Raw genomic sequence first — 22,087 nt, 5'->3', positions numbered from 1 at the left:
ATCAGGTCAGAATCCAGCTATTGAACCGCTCCAGCGCTTCGCTCTGGTGATCCAGCCAGTATTTCGCGTCGATGTGCAGCCCGGTCTTGATGTTCTCGGGGAATGTCGGGCAGTTCCTGGCGATCTCGGGCTTGACGTAGTTGAACGCCTCGGGCTGCGTCAATCCGGCCGGGAAGTACTCGGTCAGTTCGGCCTGGCGCTTGGGATCGCTGGCGAACTTGATGAACTGGCGGCAGGCGTCCGCGTTCGGTGTGCCCTTGAGGATCGACCAGTTGTCGCAACCGTAAAGGTTTTGATCCCATACGATGGCGACTGGCGCGCCGTTGGCCATCGCCGATTGCGCGCGCGAAACCCAGGTCGTCACCATCGCCACTTCGCCGGAGGTAAGCATCTGTTCGACCTGCGCGCCCGTCGTCCACCAGACGTCGATGTGCTTGGAAACCTTGTCCAGGCTCTTGAACGCGCGGTTCAGGTCGCAGGGGTAGACCTGCGAAGTCGGAACGCCATCGGCCATCAGGGCTTCTTCGATCGTGTCAAAGGGATACTTGCGCATCGAACGCCGGCCGGGAAACTCCTCGACATTCCAGAGCGCCTTCCACGAATCGGGCGCCTTGCGGCCCTTGAACGCATCGGTACGATAGGCGAGCACGGTGGAATAGACGTTCGTGCCGACGCCGAACGGCGACATGTACTGCTTGGGAATCTTGGCGATATTCGCATCCGACTCCAGGCCGTGACGCTCCAGGTATTCCTTGCCGCCCGAAGTCAGCAGCAGGATCGCCGGCTGGCTGATCTTGGCCATGTCCCAGGTGTAGCTGCCCGCTTCGACCATGCTCTTGATCTGCGCGGTCGGTTCGGCGTTGGCTTGCACGCCGATCACCTCGATGCCGGTCGCCTTGGTAAAAGGCCGGTAGTACACGGCACCGTAGGCCTTGGTGTAGATGCCGCCGTCGTCGCGCACGACGATGCGCTTGCCGGCGGCGCGCGACGACGTCCAAACGAACGGCAGCGACGCCGCGGCAAGGCCGCCCGCCATGGCCTTGATCGCGGTGCGGCGGCTCGGATTATGCAGCGATATGCTCGCGGTCTGCTTCGACTTCATCATGATCTCCTTCAATGTGCAGGATCAGGTGCGGTAATCAATCGTGCCGAAAGATCGGCGATAACGAGGGAACAGCGGCAACAGGCACAGCTAAAAAATCTTAAGGAATGAGACGGCCGGGATTCATCAGATTCTTCGGGTCCAGCGCGCGCTTGATCGCGCGCATCAGGGTCAGTTCGACGTCGGATTTGTAGTGCGCCATCTCGGGCAACCCCGTCTGCCCGATGCCGTGCTCGGCGCTGAATGTGCCGCCGAGCTCGTACGCCACCTCGTTGACGCAATGGCGCAAAGCGGCGCCCTGGGTCGCGGCATCCGGCCGGGTTTTCCATTCGTCGAACGAGAACATCGGGATGAAGTGCACATTGCCGTCGCCCATATGCCCCACGATCACGATGTCCATGCCCGGCTCGACGGCATGGACGGCGCGGGTGGCCCGTTCGATGAAAGCGGGCACCGCCGACACGGGGACCGCGCAATCGGTCGTAAAGCCGACGCCCTCTTTTTTGTTCGCCTCGGTGACGCTGTGACGGATCTCCCACAGCGCGTGACGCTGCATGTCGCTGGTCGCCAGGACCGCGTCTTCGACCAGATCTTCCTGCGTCGCCTGCTCGAGCGTGCGCAGCAGCGCCTCGTCCAGTCCCGCGGCGTCGCGAATGTCCGACAACTCGACGAGCACGTGCCATGCATGCGCGGCGCTCAGCGGATCGCGCCGATCGCGCACATTCTTGATCACCAGTTCGAGCTGGCGCGCGTTCATGAGTTCGTACGCCGACAAAGACGACCCGCAGCCGGCCTGGAACATGCCGAGTATGCGCAAGGCGGCGGCTGGGTCCACCGGCGCGAACCACGCAACCGAGCGATGCGTCGGCAAGGGATGCAGTTTCAAGGTCGCCGCCGTGACGATGCCCAGCACTCCCTCGGCCCCGATGAAAACCTGCTTCAGATCGATGCCGGTGTTGTCCTTGCGCAGTCCGCGCAGTCCGTTCCAGATGGAGCCGTCGGGCAGGACCACTTCGAGTCCGAGCACGTTCTCGCGGGTATTGCCGTAGCGCAGCACGCCGGTGCCGCCCGCGTTCGTCGAAATCGTGCCGCCGATCTGGCACGAGCCCTCGGCGCCGAGGCTGACCGGATACAGGCGCTGCACTTGAGCCGCGGCATCCTGGACCGTCTTCAGCACGCAGCCGGCCTCCACTTCGATCGAGCCGTTGGCCACGTCGATATTCCGGATGCGCCGCATGCGCGCGAGGCTGACGATGACGGGTCTCGCGCCCTCGGCGGCCGGCACCGCACCGCCGCACAGGCTCGTATTTCCGCCCTGCGGCAGCACCGGTGTACCGGACTCGGCGCAGGCGCGCACGACGAAGGACACCTGCTGCGTCGTGGCCGGCTGCGCGACGCACAGCGCGTCCGCCTTGTAGCGGCCGCGGAAGTCTTCGATGAAGCCGTCGACGTCCGACGCCGCCGTCAGCACGGCATCGGCCCCAAGCTCCATGCTCAGACGACTAATCAGTGCAGCACCCGTATCCATTCAGTCCTCGATTGGTTCAGCCAGGAGACGCCGTCGGCGCGATGGCGATCGCTCGTTATCGCCCCACTACGCGACAAAGAATACGAACAAAAAGCTCTTATTAAAATCGAAACGATTGATATACGATTATTTATGATCAAAACTAGGGTTTGTCATGACTCCGGGGAGAACAGAGACATCGGCGCGCCAGGTTCACTCCGGCCCTCGGCACGCGGGAACGGAAGCGGGCGACACAGCGGAACTGTTCGAGACGCCGGTGGGCTGACTGCGAGGAAATGATCAGGGCGCTGGAGTCACGCGACGACGCTGCACCGGCACCCGCGCGAAAAGCGCGGCGCCGTACTGCGACAGTTGCTGGCCAGGCAAAAAAGCCCGGGGGTGATGCGCGAATGCCCGATCAGGGATGCTGCGAAATGCCGATCGCCGGCACCGGAACACCCGTATACCGAGCCCTGGGGCGGATCAGATGCCCGGTCTCGATCTGTTCCAGCGCGTGGGCTATCCAGCCGACAGAGCGCGCCAAGGCAAAAACGACGAATGGCGCTTCGGGCGGCAGCCCGAAAGCATCGGAAAGCGACGCCAACGCAAAATCGATGTTGGGCTGCTCGCCCGTGAGCGCAATGCCTTCGTCGCGTAGCGCCGCGTAGATCTTGCCGACTTTGAAGCGCGCCAGCAGCGCCGCGGCCCTGGGGTCCCCGTCGGGATACAGGGGATGCCCGAACGCGGGCAGCGAATAGCCTCGCGCCAAGTGTTCGCGCAGGCTGGCGGCAGCTCCATCGCGCCGCGCAGCTGCGCACATTTCCCGGATGCTCAAGGTGGAGCCGCCATGCAGCGGGCCGGCCAAGGTGGCAAGCCCCGCCATCAGGCCGGCCGACAGCGAAGTGCCTGTGGAAACCGCCACACGGGTAGCGAACGTCGAAGCATTGAGTTCGTGATCGGCCAAAAGCACCAAGGCGCGGCGCAGAAAATCCTGGGCCTTGGGCGTACGCCAGCATAGCGCCATGCGCCGATGCACAGGGATGCCAGGCTCGGGTGCGGGGCCCAGCATCGCGGCCATGAGGTCTTCCAGCAGGCGCATCGCTTCCAGGACCAACACCTGGCGCGCGCGGCCACGCGACGGGGGATCGACGTCGACTCGCGCGGCCAATACGGACAGCGCCCTGGACAAGAGCGAGGCATTGCGTGCCTGCGCTTTCTTGCGGACTGGCCCGAAAGCGATGCCTTCGGCATGCCACAGCAGACCGGCCACCTGCTCCAGCGTCCACGTCTCGGAAAGTTCGACCGCGTCGCGCCCCCGATACCAGAGGCGCCCGCGCTCCACGGTGGAAATGCCGGAGGCCAGCACCGGATCGCCCCACTCCATGGCCTGCTGGGCCACCGCGGCCGCGCTCCGACGCCCCGTTCTGCGGCCGACCATGCGCCCGACATCGGCGCGATGATAGAGACTGCGGCGCGGATCGCGCGGATCCGGCTTGGCGCGTATGCGGCCGCGGCTGACATTGGCGTACAGCGTCTGGGGTTGCACGCCGAGCAAGGCGAGCGCCGCCCGGGCCGGGATCCATGACATCGCGTTCTCCTGATGCATTGAAAGTTTGCATCAACATTGATGATTGACATCAAGATTGACGTCAATTTCAGCGGAAGTATCGTAGCGCCTGGCTCATCCATTCATCAATGTAGGAGAAGCACATGGACGACACATCGAAACTGCTCGAGACGATATGGACCTCGCTGGGCGGCAAGGCAGACCAGGCGCGGCAGGTCGAATTCACCGCGCAAGGCGCCCTGCCCTCGGCCTTTCCGGTCACCGACCTGGCGGCCTCGTCCATGGCGGCTGCGGGCCTGGCCTTGGACGAACTCAGGCAGGCGGCAGGCCATGGCGCCTGCCGCTTCGTGGTGGACCGGCGCCTGGCTTCGTTCTGGTTCTCGAGTTCGCTGCGCCCCCTGGGCTGGCAGGTGCCGCCGCTATGGGACCCCGTCGCCGGCAACTATGCGACGCGCGACGGATGGATACGCCTGCACACCAACGCGCCGCATCATCGCGCCGCGGCCGAGCGGGTGCTGGGCGGCCACGAGGATCGCGCCGGCATGGCCGCATCGGTTGCAGCGTGGGACGCGCTGGAGCTGGAGACGGCCATCGTCCAAGCCGGCGGTTGCGCGGCGCAAATGCGCAGCGCCCAGGACTGGGCCGGCCATCCGCAGGGCCTGGCCGTGGCCGCCGAACCGCTGATCCATATGCAAACGCACGCGTCGCCCGAACGCGCGCGAAACGCGGCGGCCTTCGATCCGGCCAGGCCGCTGCGCGGATTGAAAGTGCTCGATCTCACGCGGGTGCTGGCCGGCCCCACGGCCACCCGCTTTCTGGCCGCCTACGGCGCACAAGTGCTGCGCGTCGATCCGCCCACCTGGGACGAACCCGGCGTCGTGCCCGAGATGACGCTGGGCAAGCGCTGCGCGCGTCTGGACCTGCATAAGCCGCAGCATCGCACCGTGTTCGAGCAACTGCTGGCCGGCGCGGACATCATGCTGCACGGCTATCGTTCGGATGCGCTCGAACGCCTGGGATATGGCGCCGAATGGCGGCGCGTCCGCAATCCCGGCCTCATCGACGTGAGCCTGGATGCCTACGGCTGGAGCGGCCCCTGGGCCACGCGCCGCGGCTTCGACAGCCTGGTGCAGATGAGCTGCGGCATCGCGCACGCGGGCATGCTGTGGCAGCAGACCGACAAGCCTTTTCCGCTGCCGGTGCAGGCGCTGGATTACGCCGCGGGCTATCTGCTGGCCGCCGCCGCGGTGCGCGGGGTTGCGATGCGCCTGACCGGAGCGGGCGCGCTGCAGGCGCGCACCTCATTGGCCCGCACCGCCAAGCTCCTGCTCGATCAAGGCGCGGACAAGGTCCAGGAACCCGCCCTCGCCTCCGAATCGGCCGAGGATCTGGCGGCAATGATTGAACACACGGCATGGGGCGAGGCGCGGCGCATCGCCTGGCCCATTGCCCTCCCGGATTGCCCGGCGAGCTGGCCGCATCCGGCAAGCGCACTTGGTTCGGCCCCGGCGCGGTGGGAATCGGAAGCGCGTTGAGCGCTGCGCGGCTCGGCGATGCTGCTTGCGCAAATGGCGCAACCGCTCTCCCTGCCAGAGATCTACCAGGCTTTTGACATGTACAGGTGCGGGATTCGCCGTCGGCACAATGAAAATTTCATAAATATGGCATTTTCAATCCCCGGATTCGAGCGCGACGCAGCAACAAGCTGGGAGATTCCCTAGAATGTCGAAATAATGTTGCTGGAACCTGCTGCCATGAAGTCCCTCTGTTTTGCCGCGTTTTTCGCCGTGCTTCTCGCCGGCTGCGCGTCCACGTCGACGCCTCACGCCGGCATGCCGGCGAGCCAGACCATGGCGGCCAATGCTTTCGGCCCGGATCTGGTCGACGGCGTCAAATCTCAAAGCTCCGCCTCGCAGGGGCCGCGGATTGCCGTCGGCACCCGTTATTCCGACGAGCGCTTGAATCTGCCCTGGTTTCTGAACGACGCCATCGACGCCGCGAACGGCCATTGAAGCCTCTGCCCCCACGAGGGCAGATTCAGGAACGCTTGGGCAACGAGGCCAGAAAGCGTTCGTCTTCGCGCGTAAGGCGCCCGGTCGCACGCGCCTGTTCGATCAGATCGGGACGGCGCTCGGCGGTGAGCGAGAGGGACTGCTCGCGCCGCCAGCGGGCAATGCGGGCATGGTGGCCGCTGAGCAGCGGCTCGGGAACGGACGCCCCCTCGTAGACTTCGGGGCGCGTGTAGTGCGGGCTGTCGAGCAGGCCGTCCAGGGCGGAATTGAACGAGTCCTGCAAGGCGGAATCGCCGTCGTTGAGCACGCCGGGCAGAAGGCGCACTGCGGCGTCGATCATGGCCAGCGCCGCGATTTCGCCGCCGGACAGCACGAAATCGCCCAACGACCATTCCTGCGTGACACGCCGGTCGATGAAGCGCTGATCCACGCCCTCATAGCGGCCGCAAATGAAAATGGCGCCCTGCCGGGCAGAAGCCAGTTCCTGCGCTTCGCGCTGACCGTAGCGCCGGCCCGTAGGCGCGAGCAGCACGACGGGCGCTTGACCCAGCCCCTGCGCGGCGCGTTCGGCCTGGGCGGCATCGACCGCGGCTTCGAGCGGCGCGGCCAGCATCACCATGCCGGGGCCGCCGCCATAAGGCCGGTCGTCCACGGTGCGGTGCGCATCGTAAGTGAAATCGCGCGGATTCCAGGCCTTGAGTGACCAGATGCCTTGCGCGTGCGCGCGGCCGGTCACCCCCTGGTCGCGAACCAGACCGAACATCTCGGGAAACAGGGTGACGGCGTCAAAGCGCATGATCGCGGACCTCGGATCTGGAAGCCGACCGGCGGCCGGCACGGCCTCAGTAATCTGCGGGCCAGTCGCTGTCGATACGGCGCGCGGCCAGATCGACATTCTGGATATGAGCCTGGACGAAGGGCACCAGCAGCTCCAGTGAGCGCCCCTTGGCGTCGAGCATGGGCTGCAGGGCGCCCGAGGCATCGGCCGCTTTGCGCTGCACGCGCAGGATGGCATGCGCCCCGTTGTCCAATACCTCGACCACCGGGCCCAATAGTTCAGGCTCGGCGTCTTGATCGGTGGTGTAGAGGTCGCAGCCTATCAGGTCGACCCAGTAGTACTCGCCTTCGGCGGCGGCGGAAAAGGCGCTGCGCGCGGCCATGACCACGCAACCGCGCATGGACTCGGCCTGGTCGCGGTCGTCTACGCCCTGCAGTTGCGCCACGATGGTGGTGCCCTGGGCGCGTGCTTGAACGACGGGGTAGGCGATCGGCGCGGGGGCGGCAGTCTTGCCGCTCTGCAGAGGCGGCGCAGGACGCGCCAGCCACCATTCCTTGGTCGAACGCAGCACTTCGGCCTGCGCCGAGTGTGGCTGCACCTTGACCCAGCCCTTGATGCCATAGGCCGCAGTGATGCGGCCCAACTCGACCAGGTCGGCCGGTGCGCAAGTCATCGTGCCTGGATCAGGCAGCGACCTTGGCCGAGTATTCCTTGACCAGGCGTTCCACGGAGGGCGACAGCTGGGCGCCGTTGCCAGTCCAGTATTGCACGCGGTCCAGGGAGATGCGCAGGTTCTCGGCGCCCTCATTGCCCACAGGGTTGTAAAAGCCCACGCGTTCGATGAAACGGCCATCGCGGCGATTGCGCGAGTCGGCAGCAACCAGATTGTAGAACGGGCGCTTCTTGGAGCCGCCGCGAGCCAGACGAATGACCACCATGGTTGGTAATCCTCTATGAATTAGTTTCGGAAAAGCCTTTGATTATATAGCAAAAAACCATCAAAAGGCAATATGAAGACAATCAACACAACCCATAAGGAATGACGCTGAAAAACCTCGATTCTCTCGCCGCCGAGGCTGTCCCAAGCAATTGCGCCGCGCACGACGGGCTGCGGTTGGCCGCCCCGCACTTCGGATTGCTCCGAGGCCCTCGGCCCGCAGCGGGCCTATTACGGGGGGGTTTATCCCCCGACCTGGGTCGCAGCCGCCCTTTTACCGCCGCTTAAGGACGTGGCGGGTGCTGCCCTCTTGCTGCTGTTGGGCCAGGAGCTCGTTTCCGGTCTGCCGGCAAAACGCTTGAAAATCCCGCACTGCGCTGGGATCGGTCGTGATCACACAGAGCACTTCGCCGCTGACCATCTGGGCCAGGGTTTTCTTGGCGCGCAGGATCGGCAACGGACAGTTCAGCCCGGTGGCGTCCACTTCGTGCTGCCAGGCCGGCAAGCCGGCCTGGGGGGTATCGGAAAGATCAGAGGCGCTCATCGACCCACTTGTGCACACTGGCGATGGCGGCCGGCAGCGCCTTGGCGTCGGTGCCCCCGCCCATGGCCATGTCGGGGCGGCCGCCGCCCTTGCCGCCCACCTGGCTGGCCACGAAACCCAGCAGGTCGCCGGCCTTGATCTTGCCCGTCAGGTCGTTGGTGACGCCCGCGGCCAGACTGATCTTGCCTTCGCCGCCCGCGGCAAGCAGCACCACGGCGGACTTGAGCTTGTCCTTGAGGCTGTCGATCATGCCGCGCAGGGCCTTGGGGTCAACCTCGCCCAGACTGGCGGCCACGAGCTTGACGCCCTTGACGTCTGCGGCATTGCCGGCCAGGTCGCTGCCGGCGCTGGCAGCCAGCTTGGCGCGGGCCTGTTCCAGGTCTTTTTCCAGGGTCTTGATCTGGTCCTGTACCTGCGCGACGCGCTCGGATAGTTCATGGACGGGAGTGCGCAACTGGCCTGCGACCTTGGCCAGCAGCGCGTTCTGCCCCTGGGCCCAGTGCAAGGCATTGTCGCCCGTGATGGCCTCGACGCGGCGCACGCCGGCAGCGACACCCGATTCGGACAGGATCTTGAACAAGCCGATGTCGCCGGTACGCTGGACGTGCGTGCCGCCGCACAGTTCGCGCGAGAAGCCGATGTCGAGCACACGCACGGTGTCGCCGTACTTTTCGCCGAACAGCGCCATGGCGCCTTCCTGCACCGCGTCGTCGAAGGCCATGACGCGGGCCTGGGTGGCCTGGTTGGCCAGGACTTCGGCGTTGACGATTTCCTCGACCCGGGCGACCTGCTCGGCCGTCATGGGCGCGTCGTGCGCAAAATCGAAACGGGTCTTGTCGGGATCGACCAGCGAGCCGCGCTGCTGCACATGGCCGCCCAGCACCTGGCGCAGCGCCTTGTGCATGAGGTGGGTGGCCGAGTGGTTGCGCACCGTGCGCGCGCGGCGCACGGCATCGACCTTGGCCAGCAGGGTATCGCCCACTTTCAGGGCGCCCGATTCGAGCGTGCCGTGGTGGCCGAACACGCCGGCCTGGATCTTCAGCGTATCGGCAACGGCAAAGCGCACATTGCCGCTTTCCAGCAGGCCCGTATCGCCCACCTGGCCGCCGGACTCGGCATAGAACGGCGTGGCATCGAGCACCACCACCGCCCCCTGGCCGGCCGCAACCGTATCGACCCGCGTGCCGTCCACGTACAGCGCCGTGACCTTGAGGCCGGAAAGCTCCAGATGGTCGTAGCCATCAAAGCGCGTCTGCGCGCCTTCATAGGACAGGCCTTCGGCCATCTTGAACTTGCCGGCTGCGCGGGCCTGCCTGCGCTGGTTCTGCATGGCGGCCTCGAAACCGGGCATGTCCACTTCAACCTCGCGCTCTCGGCAGATATCGGCCGTCAGGTCGACCGGGAAACCGTAGGTGTCATAAAGCGTGAACAGGGTATTGCCGTCGAGCTGGCTGCCCTTGGCAATGTGTGCCAGGGCCACGTCGAGAATCCTCATGCCGTTTTCCAGCGTTTCGCCGAAACGCTCCTCTTCCTGCTTGAGCACCTGGGCCACGCGTTCGGCATTCTGAGCCAGCTCGGGATAGGCCGGACCCATTTCCCTGACCAGATCGGCCACTAGCCGGTGGAAGAAAGGCTTGGTCTGCCCCAGCTTGTAGCCGTGGCGCAGGGCGCGGCGCACGATCCGGCGCAACACATAGCCACGACCCTCATTGCTGGGGATGACCCCGTCAACGACCAGGAACGAGCAGGCTCGGATGTGGTCGGCGATGACCTTGAGCGAATTTTCGTTCAGATCCTTGGTATGGGTTTCACGGGCCGCAGCCTGGATCAGACTCTGGAAGAGATCGATCTCGTAGTTGGAATGCACGTGCTGCAGCACGGCAGCGATGCGCTCCAGACCCATGCCGGTATCGACGCAGGGCCTGGGCAGGCGCGGCATGTTGCCGGCCGCGTCGCGCTCGAACTGCATGAACACCAGGTTCCAGATCTCGATGTAGCGGTCGCCGTCTTCCTCGGGAGACCCCGGGGGGCCGCCCCAGATTTCCGGGCCGTGGTCGTAAAAAATTTCCGAACAAGGTCCGCAGGGGCCGGTGTCGGCCATTTGCCAGAAATTGTCGGATGCGTAGCGCGCCCCCTTGTTGTCGCCGATGCGGATGATGCGCTCGGGCGGCACGCCGATTTCCTTGGCCCAGATATCGTAGGCCTCGTCATCCTCCTGGTAGACGGTGACCCACAGCTTGTCCTTGGGCAGCCCGTAGACCTCGGTCAACAGTTCCCAGGCGTAATGGATGGCATCTTTCTTGAAGTAGTCGCCGAAGCTGAAGTTGCCCAGCATCTCGAAGAAAGTGTGATGGCGCGCGGTATAGCCGACGTTTTCCAGGTCGTTGTGCTTGCCGCCGGCGCGCACGCTGCGCTGGGCCGTGGTGGCGCGCGAATAGCCGCGCGATTCCTTGCCGGTGAAGACGTCCTTGAACTGCACCATGCCCGAGTTGGTAAAGAGCAAGGTGGGATCGTTGCCCGGCACCAGCGACGAGGACGGCACAATGGTGTGGCCCTTGGACTGGAAGTATTGCAGGAATTTCTGGCGGATCTCGGAGACTTTCATCGTCGACGAAGGAAAGAGAATTTAAGCGAATCTTTCATTTTAGCAGTGTGCCACCCCTTCAAGGAATGCACGCATAGATACTGCGGTCGAATGAATAGCCATTGGACGAAGCCTGGCCGGAAAGGCTGACATAACGGGTTCTTGGCGGACAGGAACAGGATCCTGTGATCACATTGGAGGAAACACATGCACCGCCGAATGTCTGGACCATATAGAACGTCGTCGAGTCCGCGAAACCGGCCCACGTCCCCGCCTGGCAGGAAAGCAGCGCCCCCTCGGGGGTGCGCCCCACCAGGCCGTTGGGACTGCAGGCGCCGCCCGGGACGGCCTGGCCCGCTATCTGCAGGTATTCGTCGGCTTTCAGGCGCCTGCCCGTGACCGCCCCGGCTACGGTCAGCCCCGCCTTGAGCTGTGGGTCGCGCTCATCGAAGCGCCGCACATACTGGGCGGCCGTGGCCATGTCCATGCCGGCCCACAGGACCGGCGTACCGGCAGGCAGGGCCTGCGCCCCCGATGCATAGGGATTGGGAAAATCGAATGCCTTGCCGCGCAGCCTGCTCTGGGCCCCCGCGGTGGCCTGGCCGCCGTAGCCTGCGGCTGCCTCGACCAACACGGCCATGCGCATCATGTCGGGCCGGCCCTGACTGTCTGACAAGGGCATCGAGGCATAGACCAGTGCGTCGACCCGGCATGCTTGCCCTGGGCAGGCGGCAGGCGCGGCCAGACGTATCCAGGCGGTGCCGCCCGTCGGCGCCGATTCCGCGAAACCCTGCGGCAACAAACCCTGAGTCTTGAATTCGGCCAATGTCGGGGCGTACATGTCGGCATAAAGAGGCACGCCCGCCGGGCTGACGGGCGGCCTGCCCTCGGACAGGGTGTCGAAGTGGCGCTCGAGCATGCGGTAGGCCGCATTGCGTATTTCCAGCATCCATGTTCCCGCCGCGCGGGCCGCCGCGTCATCGGCCTGGCGCATCAGTGCGGCCGTGCTCCACACCAGAAGCAAGGTTGCGATGAGCAGGGCGACGGACAGCTCGAGCAAGGCGAAGCCATGCTGGCGCGACGACCACGGCGCGCATCGACGGCCATGCAAAACCGAGGCGCTCATGCCTTAGCGCACCGTGAAAACGAAGGTGTTGCTGTCGCCCTGGGCGCACTGCACCTCCGCGCGCGCCGCCACGTAGACCAGGGGCGGCGTAGCCGTGCTGTCCTTGACCAGGATGGAGCCGCCCTGCCCCTGCACGGCAATGATCTCGGCAGAGCGCTGCATAACCGATGCCAGGCTGGGACAAGCGGCGTGGCTGACCCGGTTGAGCGTGACGGCAAACCCCGAACCTGCGCCGCCCGACGCGAAGGACACCGGCTCGACGGTAACCACGCCGTTGCCGGAAGTTCCCGCGCCGCCCAGGCCGTGCGCCACCACCGCGGCGGCCCCCGATCCGCTGACCGACAACACGCTGGAATCGCGCACGGCGTTGGCCAGCGTACCAGTATCGACCTCGGCATAAGGCATAGTCCCCGCTCCTTGCGCATTGGTCTTGGTGCGGGCCACGAACCGCTGCAACTCCCTGCCGACTTCGGGAACCTTGTTCTCGATCACATAATTGCCTATGGAAGGGATGCCGATGATCGCGGCCAGCAAAATGATGGCCGCGACGATGGATACTTCGATCAGGGAAAAACCGCGCTGGCGTGAAGCACGGCGGGAAATTGAGATGAGCATGAAGAACTCCTGGCAACTGCAATAAAAAGCAAAGGGTTTCCCGCAGGCCCTAGCCGGTAGCGTGAAACTGCATCAGGGCGCGTCTGAGTTCGTCGATGGCCGCGTAGTGCCAGAGGGTCAGCCCGATCACCGCGCCGGCCGAGGCCAGCAAGCACGTCCAGCGCAGAGCCTGAGCCTGCCGGCGCAGGCGCGCAGCGGCATGGAATTCAGCGCGCAACCGAGCCTGATGCAAGCCTTCGACCAGGCCGTGCGCGGTACTCATGTCGGCAAGAAACCACCAAAGCTCACGATCGAGCAGTCCCGTATTCAGGCTGTCCACCCCCACAATGCCTGTGTCGATGTGCGCCAGCATGGCCGCGACGTGCGCGGCCAGCCATGGACGCGCGTTCCAGGCAAGGCTGGACAAGGCCTCGCGCAGCCGGGTGTCGATATTGCCGCGCCGACGCAGCAGCACTGCGAGCATGGCCAGGAAACGAATGGCGTGAAAATCGCGATACATCCGCCAGAACAGAAGCTGATCCAGCCGTCCGCGCAGACGCCCCGTCAGATTGGGCAGGCTCCAGAAGATCAGCGCCATGCCGGCCGGCAAGCCGAACGCCCAGGCGGCAAGCATGCGCCGCACGCCGTCGGCCAGGGAGTACAGGCCACGAGTCACAGGCCCCAGATAGTCTTGCGGCAGGCTCTGGAATACCTGTTGCAGCCGCGGCACCGTGAAATACGGCACAGCGCAAAGCAGCGCGCAGGCCACGCACGCACCCGCCAGGCCCGCAGCCGTGGTAGCGAGCAATTCGGCGCGTAGGCTGTGTATCAATCGGGCCACGTGGGCCAGATCCCGCAGCACCTCGGTCAAGGCGCCGCCTCCGGCCTGCTGGCCCGCGGCAATCAATAGGCATTCGTCGGCCGGCAGCACATCCGCCCACGCAGCCGCCAGATCGCCGCCAGACTCCTGATAGCGGCGCGCCCAGCGCCTGGACAAACGGCCGCGCACCGATGTCGGTCCGTAGCGTCTGGCATCGTCTTCGAAGTGATCCAGCAAGGTCTTGCGCCCCTGCATGGCCCGCAGCATTTCGGCCAGATAGGCGTAGTAATCCGCCCGCACCGCCCTGAACCTCAGGGCATCGAGCTGCAACTGTTTCTGCCGCATCCAGTACGACCAGGCCGTGGCCGATACGCCCCGCCGTGCACCGGACAGGACTCTCATGGCGCCACCCGTCTGCGTGCCCAGCCGCACAAACCGAACTGACGGGCCAGCACCCGCGCATCGATCTCGCCCTGCAATGCCTTGTAGACGGCACACAGGCTGACGGGTTTGCCTGACATGTCGGCGTCGCATGCGGGTGCGCGCGGCAAGCCGGCAAGATGGCGCATCAAGGCTGGGTTGTCGCGGCGGCGTATGCAGTCGAGCAGGGCAGAGTCATGCGCCGGCTCGAACATCTCGGCCACAACCGTGCGGCCGGCGCGGCCAGACAAAGCCATTCGCTCCAGACCCGGACGAACGCATGCCGGACAGCCTGCCGGATTGCGCACGCGCAGGCGGCCAGGGTCGGCATCGAATATGCGGCCGAACTCATCGGCCCAGGCAAGCCAGGCCGGACGTTCGTGATTGGTATGTTCATCGCGCGGCCCGGTTTCGTGCCACAAGGCATCGATAGGCAGGGCGCAAGCGGAACAAAGGCGCGGCAGGAGCATCTGGTAGACCAGCAACTTGAGCACGCCAGGCGTGGCCAGAAAATCCCGCGATACGCCAATGAAGTCCGATGCCAGACGCTCCGGGATCATCAGCGCCGACCCGGTATGGGTGGTGGTGTAGACGCTGGCGCCGCTGCCGGCCAGGTCCATGAACGCCCGGCCGGTCTCATGGTCGCGCACTTCGCCGATCAGCAGATCGTTCATGGCCGAACGCTTGATGGTACGCAGCTTGGCGTCGAAAGGATGCTGCGGCTCGGCCTCCAGCGAGCGGCCGACCGTATTCTGCAGCGCGTTGCCTATCAGGTATTCGACCGGGTCTTCCAGCGTGATGACCTTGCGCGACGGATCGATGCCGCGCATCAGGGTGGCCAGCGTCGTCGATTTGCCCGAACCCACGATGCCGGCGATGACAATGGCCCCGCCTTCGCGCTCGCGCGCGGCTTGCAGCGCCCCTTCCTGCGAAGGCAGATAGCCCAGCTGCGAGAGCGTGGCTCCGCCTTCCGGCGTATCGAGCCGCAGCAGCCGCAGGCAAACCGACGGCCCCGTATCGGCAGCCAGCGAGGCCCAGCGCAGCGTGAAAGGCGCACCGTCCACCTGCATGGCGATGCGCCCCTGCTGCTCGATGCGCGGGTCGAACACGGCGCCGTTGCCGCCGCGCACGTCCATCCAGGCAACGGCCAGCACTTCATGCAGGGTCGAGGCCGCGATGCCTTCGAAGCAATCGGGCGCCACATAGGCGCCATTGATGGTGTAGCGCACCTGCGAGCGCCCTCCTCGCTCGTCGACATTGATGTGCAGGTCGCTCGCGCCCGCGCGCACGCCCCAGCGCACGAATTCCGAGAACATCGAGGCCAGCGCCGAACGCCTCGCCCCGGGAGCCGGCATGCCCGCGCGATCGGCCCTCGCCCCGAGAATCTGGCCGCGCGCCACCATGAGCAACAACGAAGGCGCAACGACATAGCGCTGCGGCTGCGCCATATGCAAGCCCCGACGCAGCAGCATGCGCGCAAGTTCGTCGGCCTGATCGCCGTCGACATAGTCGGCCAGGGCGAACAAGGCGGTGCGGCCATCCTCCAGAAGAATCGGACAGACCCGGCCGGCCAGGGCGGCCAGGTCGAAATCGGCGCCCAGGGAACGCACGAAGCGCGGCGCCAGGGTCGCCAGGTCGTCTGGCGACTCCAGTACAGGCCAGGCCGGTGCCGCCGATTGCGACACCGCATAGAGCCGGCCATCGGCCGATTCGGCAATGCGCGGCTCAATCATTCCTTGCTCCCTCTCTGCGCAGACATGCCGTGCGCTGCGTTTTCCGCCAACTCAGACGCACGCACGGCTGCTCGATGCGCACCAGGCTGTAGCGCGGTTCGCCGGTCGCATCGTCGACGCCTTGCGGCCAATGCCGGCCCTGGCGATAGCGCCACAACGCTCCGTTGATCGCGATGTCGGCGTAGAGTGACCGCCCAACGCCGTAGATGGCCAACACATCCAGACGATCGCCCGCGTCGCCGGAAGGGTCGGAGCGCACGACCGGCGCGGCCTGGAGCGATGCATGAGGCGGCACGAAACTCTGCGGCGTGGCAAGCCAGTCCTGGGCACGCTCGAGGCGCTTGCCAACCGTCGCCGCCCGTGCATCGGCCCGCAGCAGATCCAGCACGGTGTCGGATTCCGGCCAAGGCGACTGCGCCAGAGCGGCATCGGCCGCCCCTGTCTTTTCCGCCGCCGTCCCGGCCCCCTGTTCAAGCGCATGCGCCAGTCCCGGCCAAATTGCGAAAAAGAACGCGACTGCGCAGCTGCGCTGCGCGTTCCGGAAATATTCAATGCAGCTCATAGACAGTCCCTTGAAGTTGGGCAAGCAGTACGCTGCCCGCCAGCACGGAGGGTCGGCCCGCGTCCAGACGTAGCGTGAAGGACGACCAGGAAGCCACCGTGCTGTGCAAGGCCAGCACGCCAAAGGAGCGCAAGGGCCCCGAAACTGACAATGCGCGCGTGCGCAGACCAGGCAGGCCGGACTTGATTGCGCCAGGTCGCGTCCGATCCGCAGCAACGGCGGGTTCCACCGGCAGGCCCAGCCTGACCTCTGAAAAAGCGGGATAGATGCGTTGCAGATTGCCCAGGAATGCCTGCGGAGGGCGCCTGGGCAAGGCCACCTTGGCCAGCGTCGTGCTTGCGCCCTGCACCCGCCAGCGCAGGATGCTGCGGTCCAAGGCATCGAACTCGGCCTTCAAGCCTTGCGGCGCCGCGGCCGCGAAAGACTCGAAAGTCGCCTGAGATTGCGTGCGCGCATAATGGGCCGTGCACTGCCAATCCTGGCTTCGCGGTTCACAGGCGATGTGCTGCAAGGCCCAGCCACGCAATGCCAGCGGAATACGATGCAGCGACTCGGTAAGGCGCCTGAGGTCCTCCGGCGTATGGATGCGCACGCTGTCGCGCCAGGCATCGAGCGCTGCTTGCCGCGCGGCCGCCGGGTCCGGAGCAGACGACATCGGTGCACGGTAGGCGCGCCAGCGCTCCCAGGCCTGCGGCACCAGCAGCGACAAGGCGGCTCCCAGGATGCAGGCGCGCACGGGCCACGGCAGGCCGCCCCAGCGCGTGTCCACAGGCAGCAGACGCGACTGGGCGTCGAGCGTCTGAAGCATGCGTTCCAGCAGAGCGGCGTCGTCGACCAGGCGCAGCGCCGGCCGCTGCGCCTGCAATGCGTGCATTGCCTGCTGCGCCGCTTCGCGGCTGGCGTAGAGGTGGTCGCCACGCGACATGACCGCGCCATCCTGGGCGGCAACCAGCCAGTGCCGGCCGTCCGGCAAGGCCAGCACGCTGCAAACCGGTCCGTCGGCATGCAACTGAGCATACGCCTGGGCCGCGGCGTGCAACTGCCCGCGCCGCATGCCGCGGGCCAGGCGCACGCATCCTCCCGCCGCGGCGCGCAAGCCTCCGGCCACGTAATGGGTGGCGTTGAGCTGTCGCGCGCGGGCGCGGGCCATGGCCCCAACATGGCTGCCCACCAGGGCGAACCAGGTCAGACCGAAAACCAGCGACGGCTCCGAGTCCTCGTGCCGCAGAATGCAGGTATGGCTGGAAACTTGTTTGATGATGCGCTTCACAGGCCGTCCTCGACTTGAGCTGTAATGAGCACCAACGTGGTCAGGCGCTGCCTGCCGCCTTTGTCCAGGCCGCCCGCAAGCAAAGGCGCATCCGGCGTCAGACGGCGGCGCTCGAATTCATCCTCGCGGCGATCGAAACCCGAGAGGATGACCGGCACACCGGGCCGCAACTCGACCTGCTGCACTACGCCGTTGCCGTCCACGTTGAGCTGTTGGACCTGCAACTGATTGCCCTTCTCGCCGAATGAAACCGACTTGAGCGGCTGCGCCACGGTATTGTCGTAAGACACCGAAAGCAGGATGCTGCCATCGTCTTGGGCATCGGGCACCAGCGTCAACAAGGTGCCGACCGTCTCCTGTTTCTGCGAAATCGAAACCGAAGGCAAGGCTGCGGTCACTGTGCTGGATGCCGAAGCCAAGGCTACGCTCTGCACCTGGTCGATATAGGTAAAGGTCGAGCGGACGGCATGCGTGACGGGGCGGCGGTTCAGCGTCAGTAGCGGAATACTGGCATGCCGCAGCACGGCGCCGCGCTCGCTCAGCGCGGACACAATCGCGCGCGATCCCTGGAACGGCCCCGCGGCAACGCCGGCCTGCACGGACCCGGCCGTCGCGATCGCCCCCGCGCCCGACGCCATGCCACCCTCGGCCATACCGCGCAGGCTGGCGTAGATGGCGGACCAGTCCAGACCGGCTTGCGACGTGTCCTTGGAGGCCAGGGTGATTTCCTCGAACACCAGGCGTACCCGACGCGTCAGCACACGATTCTCGCGCTCGATGAATTTGGCGATGCGATCCAGCACGTCGGGTATGTCGGTCACCACCAGAGAAGTCCCCCCTTTGTCGAGCTCGGCGATGACGCCCGATCGCGTCAGGAAAGGTTCCAGTCTGTTGCGCACGGCCTGCAATGCCTGGTGCTCGCCCGAACTGAGCGCCGTGCTGGAACTGCTCTCGAACCCGCCGCTCTGCGGGTTGGCCGTACGTCCCAGGCGGGCATCGACCCGGGTGGACAGCGTCATGGCGCGCACGTCGAAAACACGAGTCTGTGTCCGGTAGAACTCGATGGCACCCTGGCGATAGCGCCAGTGCAGATAGAGTTGTGCAGCCAGCGCATCGAGCGTATCGGCCAACGGACGCGGGCCGCTCTGAACCTCGATACGCGTGGCGCCGGACACCACCAGCGCAGTCTTCTCGGCCAATCTGGGAAGAAACATCTCGTGCGGCAGCAAGGCATCGGGATGGACCCGCACCGCGATGCCCGTGGCACGGTACAGGCGCTCGGCAATGCCGGGAAGATCCATGCGTCCAGCAAAAAGCAGAGTAATGTCAACGTTGGCACGCAAAGCGGGAGGCAGCAACACCTCCCGCGCCAGGGGCTGCGCCGGCCCGGCCAGCCACGGCTTGGCCACCTCCTGTGCGGCCTTGCGCGCTTCGGTGTCGACCAGCCTCTGCTTGAAGCGGCGCTGCTGCGTCTCGATCAACTGCCCAGCGTCGCCGGTCCTGCCCTGCAAAGCCGCGATTTTCTGCGGCAGCGCGCAGCCGTTCAGCATGCAGGCGATGCCCAGCACCGCGCATGCGGGACGGCGGTTCACGATGCGGCTCCGGCGGGCACAGTGGAGCGGTCGCATACCTGGGTATAGGCCACGACACGCAAGACCTGGTTGGCGTAGAAGCAGGGCTGCACCGGCCGTTCGGACAACTCAGTGGCGGCCAACAGCGCCCGCACCGCCTGCTTGAAATCGCCTGAAAACTGCGCTGCTCCCGCCAACGGAATGTCGACATCGACCGCCCAATGCTGGGGTTCGAAAGTCCAGCCGGACGAGGCTGCCCAACGCGCCAGAACGCCGCGCAGCGTTGCATCGGGCGGCCCGGCGCGCAGCGCCTGCTGCGCGGGAGCGAGACGCGCTTTCACGGGCTCGGCCTGCGCGGGCGACGCTTGCCGAACCGGGGCAGGCGATGCCTGGGAAGGGGATGCCGCCGGCGCCATGGCGATCTGGGTCAAAGGCGCATGCTGGCCCAGGATCGGCCTGGATTGCAGCGCGCCTTGCTGTCCGGCCAGCGCAGCGGCGGACTGATCCTGCGGCACATTGCGCTCGGTCTTCGGCGCCACTTGATGCGCCTGCGCCGCCGCGCTTGTGGCGGCGTCCTGGCGCACGGCGCGCGCCGCATAGCGGCCGCCTCGCAAGACCAGGGATTGCCATGCGCCGTCGATGACCACGTATGGATCCTGGCGCCGATAGGCGACGGGGGCATCTCCTTGCGCGGTACTGGCGAATATCGCAGGCACCTGCTGCCCGGCCGCGAACTGCAGCCATATTTGCCGCCCGGTCCCGAATACCTGCAACGGCGCGACGGCCCGATCGCCCGACAGGCGCCAATTGAAATCGTATTGCCCGGCAGCGCTCGGCTCGAACGCCGCGCCGCCCTGAAAAGCGCAGCCAGCGGGCAAGGCCAGGCACAGCAGACTGATGATGCGCACCATGCAAACCTCGATCGGAAATGACATCGAGGCGCATGATCGGACGCGCGAAGGCTAAGGGCTAGACGTACATGTGCGCATGGACGGTTTGGTCACGCCAGGCAGACGCCCAGCCTGAGTGCGCGCTCAAGGCGTTCCTGTCAGATAGGCGCGCGACACACCGCGCAGCGAACTGCACACAAGCATGTCATCGGCCGCCGACAGATCGTCGCGCGACAGCAACCGTTCGGCTGCGCCGAGCCGGCGCACGAGCCGCGCGCGCATCACACCCGGCAGCAGGCCGCTTGCGAGCGGCGGTGTCCACCACCGGCCGCCGCGCTTGACGAACACATTGCTTCTGGCCCCTTCGGTCAGTTCTGCGCGCTCGTTCAAGAACAGGGTATCGAACGCACCCTGCGCTTCGGCCTCACGTATGGCGGCATCGTAATGAGTGCGCAGAGAAGTCTTGTGATGCGATAGCACAGCCTCTTCGCGCGGCACAGGCGCATGAGACAGCATGAGTCCGACGCGGCCGCCGCGCGTGAATGCACGCGTCGGCGACGAAGCCACGCGGCAGCGGCCATCGTGCGCCAAGTCCAGGCGGATCCGGTACGTGCCGTCGGCCGGCAGATTCAGCACATGCTCGCTCACCTGCTGCCGGATGGCTGTCTTGTCGCAGAGAAAGCCGAGCGAAGCGGCGCTGTTTTCCAGACGCGCGAGATGCGCATCGAGCCGCAACAGCCGGCCTCCCGGCCGCAGCCGCAAGGTTTCGAACAGCGTGAAGCCCGGGTCCATGCCTTCAACGAAATGCGCCTTCAGGCGGGTCTCCTCGTATTCGGATTGCGGCGACGAATCAATCACGATGCCGCCCCCCACACCCAGTTCGACCGAGCGCAGGCCGCCGCGCGAAGGGCCGATCGCGAGCGTGCGTATGGCCACCGACAGGCTGAAGTCGCCGCAGCGGCGCCCCGGCGCCGGCGCGTCCAGCCAACCGATAGCCCCGGTGTAGATTCCGCGCGGCGTAGTCTCCAGACCGGCGATCAGCTGCATGGTCCGCAATTTCGGCGCGCCCGTGATGGAGCCGCAGGGAAACAGCGCGCGCAGAATGTCCGGGAGCGTGGTCCGCGGATCGATTTCTGACTCGATCGTCGAGGTCATCTGGTGCACCGTGCTGTAGGTTTCCACCGCGAAGAGTTTCGATACCTTGACTGAACCCGCGACTGACACGACGTTCAGGTCGTTGCGCAGCAGATCGACGATCATGAGGTTTTCGCAACGGTTCTTCTCGTCGCGCGACAGCCAGGCCGCCGCCTGCGCGTCGCGCGCGGGATCGGCCTCGCGCCGGACGGTCCCCTTCATGGGGCGAGCGGCCAGACTGCCGTCCCGGTGGGCGAGGAACAGTTCCGGCGAACACGAGAGCACCCAGCGATCGGTGCCCTCGTCGTCGGGCAGCGCCAGCAGCGCGCCGAACGGCACCGGTTGGCGCGCGCGCAGGCGGCGATATAGCGCAATAGGCGAGCCGATCGCCTCGCCAGCCAGCCGGTAGGTGTAATTGACCTGGTAGGTTTCCCCGGCCCGTATCAGTTCACGCACGCGGTCGATCGCGCAGCCGAATGCCGCGCGGTCGACCGAAGGCCGCATCGGCAGCACGCCGGCGGGCGCCGGGTCGACACGGCCTTCCTGCCCGGCCAGCCAGGTCGAGACTTCGTCACGCGACAGACGCGCCAGGCTGCGAAAGAAAAGCAGGCGCAGCGCGCTGCCGTCGTCGGCCGCGAGATTGTGATGGCCGGCCCGCATCAGCTTGGCTCCCCACTCGTAGTCGGCCGTGACCACGCAGTGCAAGCCTGCCCGCATCGCCCGCTCGGCCTGCAGCCAGACCGCTTCGAGGGTCGCGGGTTCGCAGCAGCGCAGTTCCCTGGCAAAGCCGGTGTACAGCCGGCTGCTCGGAGTCTGCCCGGCCGACGAGGCGTCATCGAGCAGCACGAAGGGCGGGTTCACCATGTCGCCCGCTCCAGGCACGCGCAGGTCTTTATGGTGCAGTTCTCTCGCTTGTCCATGCCGTATTTTGCAGCA

At 65.9% G+C, this 22,087-nt stretch carries 19 protein-coding genes; 2 read left to right on the top strand and 17 right to left on the bottom strand.

Annotated features, from left to right (window positions below; translation table 11 throughout):
• Nucleotide 1: 1 nt before the first annotated feature.
• From H143_RS0113755 to H143_RS0113745, 3 genes are all read right to left on the bottom strand, one after another.
• Nucleotides 2-1,102 (bottom strand): ABC transporter substrate-binding protein, encoded by a 1,101-nt coding sequence (locus H143_RS0113755; RefSeq protein WP_019938830.1) that lies wholly within the window; start codon nucleotides 1,100-1,102, stop codon nucleotides 2-4.
• A 100-nt stretch (nucleotides 1,103-1,202) separates the two neighbouring features.
• Nucleotides 1,203-2,630, bottom strand: coding sequence for an FAD-binding oxidoreductase (locus H143_RS0113750; protein ID WP_026350053.1), 1,428 nt, complete (start codon nucleotides 2,628-2,630; stop codon nucleotides 1,203-1,205).
• A 397-nt stretch (nucleotides 2,631-3,027) separates the two neighbouring features.
• Complete coding sequence (locus H143_RS0113745) at nucleotides 3,028-4,197, bottom strand: citrate synthase (protein WP_019938828.1); 1,170 nt, start codon at nucleotides 4,195-4,197, stop codon at nucleotides 3,028-3,030.
• A 122-nt stretch (nucleotides 4,198-4,319) separates the two neighbouring features.
• Between H143_RS0113745 and H143_RS0113740 the strand changes: the two genes are divergently transcribed.
• Together H143_RS0113740 and H143_RS20705 are read left to right on the top strand one after the other, a co-directional pair.
• Nucleotides 4,320-5,711, top strand: coding sequence for a CoA transferase (locus tag H143_RS0113740; protein ID WP_019938827.1), 1,392 nt, complete (start codon nucleotides 4,320-4,322; stop codon nucleotides 5,709-5,711).
• 219 nt (nucleotides 5,712-5,930) lie between these two features.
• Nucleotides 5,931-6,188 carry a hypothetical protein gene (locus H143_RS20705; protein ID WP_033366625.1) on the top strand — a complete coding sequence of 86 codons (258 nt, stop codon included), beginning with the start codon at nucleotides 5,931-5,933 and terminating at the stop codon, nucleotides 6,186-6,188.
• A gap of 25 nt (nucleotides 6,189-6,213) precedes the next feature.
• Here H143_RS20705 and trmD read toward each other — a convergent pair whose 3' ends face one another.
• From trmD to pabB, 14 genes are all read right to left on the bottom strand, one after another.
• Nucleotides 6,214-6,984 carry a tRNA (guanosine(37)-N1)-methyltransferase TrmD gene (trmD, locus tag H143_RS0113730; RefSeq protein WP_019938825.1) on the bottom strand — a complete coding sequence of 257 codons (771 nt, stop codon included), beginning with the start codon at nucleotides 6,982-6,984 and terminating at the stop codon, nucleotides 6,214-6,216.
• A gap of 46 nt (nucleotides 6,985-7,030) precedes the next feature.
• Nucleotides 7,031-7,639 (bottom strand): ribosome maturation factor RimM, encoded by a 609-nt coding sequence (gene rimM, locus H143_RS0113725; protein ID WP_019938824.1) that lies wholly within the window; start codon nucleotides 7,637-7,639, stop codon nucleotides 7,031-7,033.
• Nucleotides 7,640-7,649: 10 nt separating this feature from the next.
• The gene (gene rpsP, locus H143_RS0113720) at nucleotides 7,650-7,904 is read right to left on the bottom strand and encodes a 30S ribosomal protein S16 (protein WP_019938823.1); all 255 of its coding nucleotides are present in this window, start codon (nucleotides 7,902-7,904) and stop codon (nucleotides 7,650-7,652) included.
• Between the two features lie 273 nt (nucleotides 7,905-8,177).
• On the bottom strand, nucleotides 8,178-8,447 hold the full coding sequence (locus tag H143_RS0113715) for a sulfurtransferase TusA family protein (protein WP_019938822.1): 270 nt from the start codon (nucleotides 8,445-8,447) through the stop codon (nucleotides 8,178-8,180).
• A complete protein-coding gene (alaS, locus tag H143_RS0113710; protein ID WP_019938821.1) occupies nucleotides 8,434-11,052 on the bottom strand; it encodes an alanine--tRNA ligase in 2,619 nt (872 codons plus the stop codon). The genes H143_RS0113715 and alaS overlap by 14 nt, the downstream gene beginning before the upstream one ends.
• 58 nt (nucleotides 11,053-11,110) lie before the next feature.
• Nucleotides 11,111-12,157, bottom strand: coding sequence for a shufflon system plasmid conjugative transfer pilus tip adhesin PilV (gene pilV / locus H143_RS21655; RefSeq protein WP_019938820.1), 1,047 nt, complete (start codon nucleotides 12,155-12,157; stop codon nucleotides 11,111-11,113).
• 3 nt (nucleotides 12,158-12,160) lie between these two features.
• Complete coding sequence (locus tag H143_RS0113700) at nucleotides 12,161-12,766, bottom strand: type 4 pilus major pilin (protein ID WP_026350052.1); 606 nt, start codon at nucleotides 12,764-12,766, stop codon at nucleotides 12,161-12,163.
• A 55-nt stretch (nucleotides 12,767-12,821) separates the two neighbouring features.
• Complete coding sequence (locus tag H143_RS0113695; protein ID WP_369751150.1) at nucleotides 12,822-13,973, bottom strand: hypothetical protein; 1,152 nt, start codon at nucleotides 13,971-13,973, stop codon at nucleotides 12,822-12,824.
• Nucleotides 13,970-15,724: a GspE/PulE family protein gene (locus H143_RS0113690; protein WP_019938817.1), complete on the bottom strand. Its 1,755-nt coding sequence runs from the start codon at nucleotides 15,722-15,724 to the stop codon at nucleotides 13,970-13,972. Before H143_RS0113690 ends, H143_RS0113695 begins: the two co-directional genes overlap by 4 nt.
• Nucleotides 15,717-16,286 (bottom strand): hypothetical protein, encoded by a 570-nt coding sequence (locus H143_RS21650; protein WP_019938816.1) that lies wholly within the window; start codon nucleotides 16,284-16,286, stop codon nucleotides 15,717-15,719. The genes H143_RS0113690 and H143_RS21650 overlap by 8 nt, the downstream gene beginning before the upstream one ends.
• Nucleotides 16,273-17,556: a type 4b pilus protein PilO2 gene (gene pilO2, locus H143_RS0113680; RefSeq protein WP_019938815.1), complete on the bottom strand. Its 1,284-nt coding sequence runs from the start codon at nucleotides 17,554-17,556 to the stop codon at nucleotides 16,273-16,275. Before pilO2 ends, H143_RS21650 begins: the two co-directional genes overlap by 14 nt.
• Nucleotides 17,553-19,106, bottom strand: coding sequence for a hypothetical protein (locus tag H143_RS0113675; RefSeq protein WP_051094491.1), 1,554 nt, complete (start codon nucleotides 19,104-19,106; stop codon nucleotides 17,553-17,555). The genes pilO2 and H143_RS0113675 overlap by 4 nt, the downstream gene beginning before the upstream one ends.
• A 38-nt stretch (nucleotides 19,107-19,144) precedes the next feature.
• On the bottom strand, nucleotides 19,145-20,062 hold the full coding sequence (locus H143_RS22975) for a TcpQ domain-containing protein (protein ID WP_019938813.1): 918 nt from the start codon (nucleotides 20,060-20,062) through the stop codon (nucleotides 19,145-19,147).
• A 99-nt stretch (nucleotides 20,063-20,161) separates the two neighbouring features.
• The gene (gene pabB, locus H143_RS0113665) at nucleotides 20,162-22,015 is read right to left on the bottom strand and encodes an aminodeoxychorismate synthase component I (protein WP_019938812.1); all 1,854 of its coding nucleotides are present in this window, start codon (nucleotides 22,013-22,015) and stop codon (nucleotides 20,162-20,164) included.
• Between the last annotated feature and the right edge of the window lie 72 nt (nucleotides 22,016-22,087).

Source organism: Bordetella sp. FB-8 (assembly GCF_000382185.1).
Lineage (GTDB): Bacteria > Pseudomonadota > Gammaproteobacteria > Burkholderiales > Burkholderiaceae_B > Bordetella.
Note: the sequence above shows the minus strand (reverse complement) of the source record. Positions and strands in the feature narration are given on the sequence as shown.

Bases quoted from the DNA above. Each gene is read 5' to 3' on its own strand.
- H143_RS0113755 (WP_019938830.1), bottom strand. From the start codon at position 1,102: ATGAAGTCGAAGCAGACCGCGAGCATATCGCTGCATAATCCGAGCCGC.
- H143_RS0113750 (WP_026350053.1), bottom strand. From the start codon at position 2,630: ATGGATACGGGTGCTGCACTGATTAGTCGTCTGAGCATGGAGCTTGGG.
- H143_RS0113745 (WP_019938828.1), bottom strand. From the start codon at position 4,197: ATGTCATGGATCCCGGCCCGGGCGGCGCTCGCCTTGCTCGGCGTGCAA.
- H143_RS0113740 (WP_019938827.1), top strand. From the start codon at position 4,320: ATGGACGACACATCGAAACTGCTCGAGACGATATGGACCTCGCTGGGC.
- H143_RS20705 (WP_033366625.1), top strand. From the start codon at position 5,931: ATGAAGTCCCTCTGTTTTGCCGCGTTTTTCGCCGTGCTTCTCGCCGGC.
- trmD (WP_019938825.1), bottom strand. From the start codon at position 6,984: ATGCGCTTTGACGCCGTCACCCTGTTTCCCGAGATGTTCGGTCTGGTT.
- rimM (WP_019938824.1), bottom strand. From the start codon at position 7,639: ATGACTTGCGCACCGGCCGACCTGGTCGAGTTGGGCCGCATCACTGCG.
- rpsP (WP_019938823.1), bottom strand. From the start codon at position 7,904: ATGGTGGTCATTCGTCTGGCTCGCGGCGGCTCCAAGAAGCGCCCGTTC.
- H143_RS0113715 (WP_019938822.1), bottom strand. From the start codon at position 8,447: ATGAGCGCCTCTGATCTTTCCGATACCCCCCAGGCCGGCTTGCCGGCC.
- alaS (WP_019938821.1), bottom strand. From the start codon at position 11,052: ATGAAAGTCTCCGAGATCCGCCAGAAATTCCTGCAATACTTCCAGTCC.
- pilV (WP_019938820.1), bottom strand. From the start codon at position 12,157: ATGAGCGCCTCGGTTTTGCATGGCCGTCGATGCGCGCCGTGGTCGTCG.
- H143_RS0113695 (WP_369751150.1), bottom strand. From the start codon at position 13,973: ATGAGAGTCCTGTCCGGTGCACGGCGGGGCGTATCGGCCACGGCCTGG.
- H143_RS0113690 (WP_019938817.1), bottom strand. From the start codon at position 15,724: ATGATTGAGCCGCGCATTGCCGAATCGGCCGATGGCCGGCTCTATGCG.
- H143_RS21650 (WP_019938816.1), bottom strand. From the start codon at position 16,286: ATGAGCTGCATTGAATATTTCCGGAACGCGCAGCGCAGCTGCGCAGTC.
- H143_RS0113675 (WP_051094491.1), bottom strand. From the start codon at position 19,106: ATGCTGAACGGCTGCGCGCTGCCGCAGAAAATCGCGGCTTTGCAGGGC.
- H143_RS22975 (WP_019938813.1), bottom strand. From the start codon at position 20,062: ATGTCATTTCCGATCGAGGTTTGCATGGTGCGCATCATCAGTCTGCTG.
- pabB (WP_019938812.1), bottom strand. From the start codon at position 22,015: ATGGTGAACCCGCCCTTCGTGCTGCTCGATGACGCCTCGTCGGCCGGG.